This window comes from Bradyrhizobium sp. P2_E8 (assembly GCF_056403875.1).
This window is the reverse complement of sequence record NZ_JBFUES010000715.1, coordinates 1-4,096: the sequence shown is the minus strand read 5'-3', so window position 1 is coordinate 4,096 and position 4,096 is coordinate 1. Positions and strand designations below refer to the sequence as shown.

General features: G+C 65.3%; 4 protein-coding genes and 1 pseudogene. 3 read left to right on the top strand and 2 right to left on the bottom strand.

Features of this window, described 5'->3' with window-relative positions:
• Window positions 1-62 precede the first annotated feature (62 nt).
• Both AC1D00_RS30220 and AC1D00_RS30215 read right to left on the bottom strand, forming a co-directional pair.
• A complete protein-coding gene (locus AC1D00_RS30220; protein WP_477013184.1) occupies window positions 63-587 on the bottom strand; it encodes a YegJ family protein in 525 nt (174 codons plus the stop codon).
• Window positions 588-723: 136 nt separating this feature from the next.
• A complete protein-coding gene (locus AC1D00_RS30215; protein ID WP_477013183.1) occupies window positions 724-1,806 on the bottom strand; it encodes a branched-chain amino acid aminotransferase in 1,083 nt (360 codons plus the stop codon).
• Between the two features lie 338 nt (window positions 1,807-2,144).
• Between AC1D00_RS30215 and AC1D00_RS30210 the strand changes: the two genes are divergently transcribed.
• From AC1D00_RS30210 to AC1D00_RS30200, 3 genes and pseudogenes are all read left to right on the top strand, one after another.
• Window positions 2,145-2,687, top strand: a complete 543-nt coding sequence (locus AC1D00_RS30210) for a MarR family winged helix-turn-helix transcriptional regulator (protein ID WP_477013182.1) — start codon at window positions 2,145-2,147, stop codon at window positions 2,685-2,687.
• Window positions 2,684-3,415, top strand: a complete 732-nt coding sequence (locus AC1D00_RS30205; protein ID WP_477013181.1) for a response regulator — start codon at window positions 2,684-2,686, stop codon at window positions 3,413-3,415. Before AC1D00_RS30210 ends, AC1D00_RS30205 begins: the two co-directional genes overlap by 4 nt.
• An 18-nt stretch (window positions 3,416-3,433) precedes the next feature.
• Window positions 3,434-4,096, top strand: a pseudogene (locus AC1D00_RS30200) (two-component sensor histidine kinase); the annotation flags it as partial.

Below are 4,096 nucleotides of genomic sequence, written 5' to 3'. Positions count from 1 at the left end.
GGCGGCCAATGGCCGCCTATGCCACCTTCTCCCACAAGGGGAGAAGGGAAGAGACCCTACCGCTACGGCTGCTCCATGCGCGCCCGGAGGGCATCGGCATCGGCCTTTGGCAGCGACTTCAGCGTCGGCTTGATGGTCTCCCCGCCGACGATCTTGCCGTTGCGCATGAACATCCAGTCCGAGATGTCGGCTTCGCTGAACTTGACCTCGTCGCCCGCGTGCTTGCCGGGCAGATCGCGCGGCTCATTGGCGAAGCGGCCGGAATAGGCCCCGTTGGGCAGCTTCTTCACCTCGGCGATCCAGATGTGCTCGCCGCCCTTCCGGGTGGAAAAGCGCACTTTCAGGGCGTGCCCGGCCTCCGACGGCTTGGGCGCCTCGTACGAGGCCCAGAAGGTCGGGAGCGTGCCGCGGCCGCGCGCGATCGCGGCGTTCATTTCGGGATCGGTGGTGCGTACGTCGACGATCGGCGAGCGGTCTTGCGCTGCGACCTCGGGCGTGGGGCCGATGGTCAGGATGCCGAAAACACTGACGCCGGTGATTGCGGCGAGAACGGCCCATTTCAGGGGCTGGGAGAGTTGCGTTGCCATGATAGCGATGTCCAGGATGCTTCGATGTCTCCTGGCTTTGTCGCGTGTCGGCAGCAGCACGTTCATAGCGCAATAAGCCACAAACGTTGCGTGTTTCCCCTCTCCCTTGCGAGAGGGGAAACGTAATCGCCGTCGATCAAAACACCTTGCGGATCCAGTTGTGCGGATCGTTGGTGCGGCCGTACTGGATGTCGACGAGCTGCTTGCGCAGGCCCATGGCGACGGGGCCGGCGGCGCCGCCGCTGATCTCGAAATCGCCGCTCACCGAGCGCACCTTGCCGATCGGCGAGATCACGGCCGCAGTGCCGCAGGCGAAGGCTTCCTTCAGCTTGCCGGAGCCTGCATCCTTGCGCCATTGGTCGAGGGAGTACGGCTCCTCGCGCACCGTCTTGCCGGCATCCTTCGCCAGCGCGATGATGGAGTCGCGGGTGATGCCGGGCAGGATCGTGCCGAGCGGCGGCGTCGAGAGCGAGCCGTCGTCGAACACGAAGAAGACGTTCATGCCGCCGAGCTCCTCGATGTAGCGGCGCTCGACCGCGTCGAGGAACACGACCTGATCGCAGCCGTGCTGGATGGCTTCGGCCTGGGCGCGCAGGCTCGCCGCATAATTGCCGCCGCACTTGACGGCGCCGGTGCCGCCGATCGCGGCGCGCGTGTAGTTCTCCGACACCCAGATCGAGACCGGCGCAGGTCCGCCCTTGAAGTAGGAGCCAACAGGCGAGGCGATCACCGCGAAGATGTATTCGGACGACGGCTTGACGCCGAGGAAGGTCTCGCTCGCGATCATGAAGGGCCGCAGGTAAAGGCTGCCCTCGCCGCCCGGCATCCAGGCGCGATCGATACGCACGACCTGCTCGACCGCCTCGATGAAGACGTCTTCGGGCAGCTGCGCCATCGCCATGCGGTCGGCGGAGTCCTTGAAGCGGCGCGCATTGGCGTCGGGGCGGAACAGGTTCACGCCGCCGTCGTCGCGCTTGTAGGCCTTGAGGCCTTCGAAAATCTCCTGGGCATAGTGCAGGACTGCGCCGGCTGGATCGATCTGGAAGTTGGCGCGCGCCTCGATCTTCGCCTCGTACCAGCCGCCCTTGGCCTGGTTATAGCGGACCACAGCCATGTGATCGGTAAAGACGCGCCCGAAGCCGGGGTCCACCAGCTTGGCGACCCGATCCTTCTCGGGCGTCGGGTTGGATGCGGGCTGGATGTCGAATTTCACGCTCATGTCCTTGCCTCCCGCTGCCGGTAGCGGCGCTGTTCGGGCGCCCGCCTGCCCGTTCCGGGCCCGGCTGGCTTGATTAGATTGTTGGCCGAACCACCGCCAGCCTTGTTACGGCCGGTTTCCGTGACCAGCATGTCGCCGAGGACATGCTTTTGCGGAAGGCGGAAGTCCAGTATGTTTTGCCGAAATGCCGCTCGACAATCGCACGGTAGATCTGATCCGGCCGTTGCCGCCTGTCCGGCTCTCTCCGGCCGCTCTTAGAGAATGCCACCCGACGCGAAACGATCTAAAATTTCGTGCGGGCTGATCGTTTTGTAACATTGAACCCAAGATACGTCAATATGCCTGACATAAATTTCGCGACTCCCTCTCAAGACGCTGCCGAGCTCCGGCCGGCCGCAGGCGAAGGAGGCAATTTGCGCTGGGATATCATCGAGCTACTGTTCTTCGCCTATCGCGACTTCGTCGGCGATCCCGACCAGGAGCTGGAGGCGTTCGGCTTCGGCCGGGCCCATCACCGCGTCATGCACTTCGTCTACCGCTATCCCGGACTGAAGGTCGCCGATCTGCTCGACGTCCTGCGCATCACGAAACAGTCGCTCGGCCGGGTGCTCAAGCAGCTCCTGGACGAGGGCTATATCGTGCAGAAGACCGGCGACAATGATCGCCGCCAGCGCCTGCTCTATGCCACGCCGAAGGGCGAGGCGCTGGTGCAGAAGCTCGCCGGGCTCCAGACCACGCGGATCACCAAGGCGCTCGCCGAGATGGCGCCGCAGGATGCGGAGACGGTGAAGCGCTTCCTGCGCGCGATGATCGACCGCGAAGATCCGGACAAGGTGCTGGAGACGATCTTCGCCTCCGTCAATCAAGACGCAAAGGAGTGACCGTGCCGCTCGCTGCCACGCTCGCCCGTCCGCCGGTGCAACCGGCCGATRACGCCCCGCATCTTCTGCTGGTCGACGACGACCGCCGCATCCGCGATCTGCTGTCGCGCTTCCTCGCCAGCGAAGGCTATCGCGTCTCGACCGCGGCCAGCGCCAGCGATGCGCGTTCGAAGCTCATGGGCCTGCATTTCGACCTCTTGATCCTCGACGTCATGATGCCCGGCGAGACCGGCTTCGACCTCGCCCGCTTCATCCGCACCTCCTCCTCGGTGCCGATCGTGATGCTGACGGCGCGCCATGAGGCCGAAGCCCGCATCGAGGGGCTCCAGATCGGCGCCGACGACTACGTGGCAAAACCGTTCGAGCCGCGCGAGCTTGCGCTGCGCATCAACAACATCCTCAAGCGCGCCGCCCCGCCGCCGCAGGCCGCGGTGGTGGAGAAGATCGCGTTCGGTCCCTACGTCTACCATCTCGATCGCGGCGAATTGCGCCAGGGCGAGGAGGTCATTCACCTCACCGACCGCGAGCGCGAGATGCTTCGCATTCTCTCGGAGACGCCGGGCGAGACCGTGCCGCGCAGCGCGCTGACCGGCAATGGCAGCGTCAACGAGCGCGCCGTCGACGTGCAGATCAACCGCCTCAGGCGCAAGATCGAGACCGATCCCGCCAATCCGCTGTTCCTCCAGGCGGTGCGCGGCATCGGCTACCGGCTGGTGGCATCGCCATAAAGCAGTGAAGCGCGACCGATGAGCACGATCGATACCGGCCTGACGCTGCTGAAGAGCGCCGCCGGCCGCGTCTCCGCCGCCAATGGCTGGATGGGCAACGCGTTCAAGGGCTGGATGCCGACCGGCCTCTATGCCCGCGCGCTGCTGATCATGATCGTGCCGATGGTGATCCTGCAATCGGTCGTCGCCWTCGTGTTCATGGAGCGGCACTGGAATACGGTGACGCGCCGCCTGTCGGCCGCGGTGGTGCAGGACATCGCCGCGCTGATCGACGTCTACAAGGGCTATCCGCAGGACAAGGACCGCGACCAGATCCGTCGCATCGCCCAGCAGCGTTTGGGCCTCGTCGTCGATTTCCTGCCCGCCGGCGACATGCCGCCGCCGGGACCAAAGCCGTTCTTCTCGCTGCTCGACCAGACGCTGTCGGTGCAGCTCGGCCGCCAGATCGGGCGCTCGTTCTGGATCGACACGGTCGGCCGCTCCAACCTCGTCGAGATCCGCATCCAGCTCGACGACGCCGTGATGCGCGTGTTCGCGCAGCGCAGCGCGGCCTACGCCTCGAACTCGGAGATCTTCCTGTTCTGGATGGTCGGCACGTCCTCGATCCTGCTGATCGTCGCGGTGCTGTTCCTGCGCAACCAGATCAAGCCGATCCTGCGTCTTGCCGATGCAGCCGAGAGC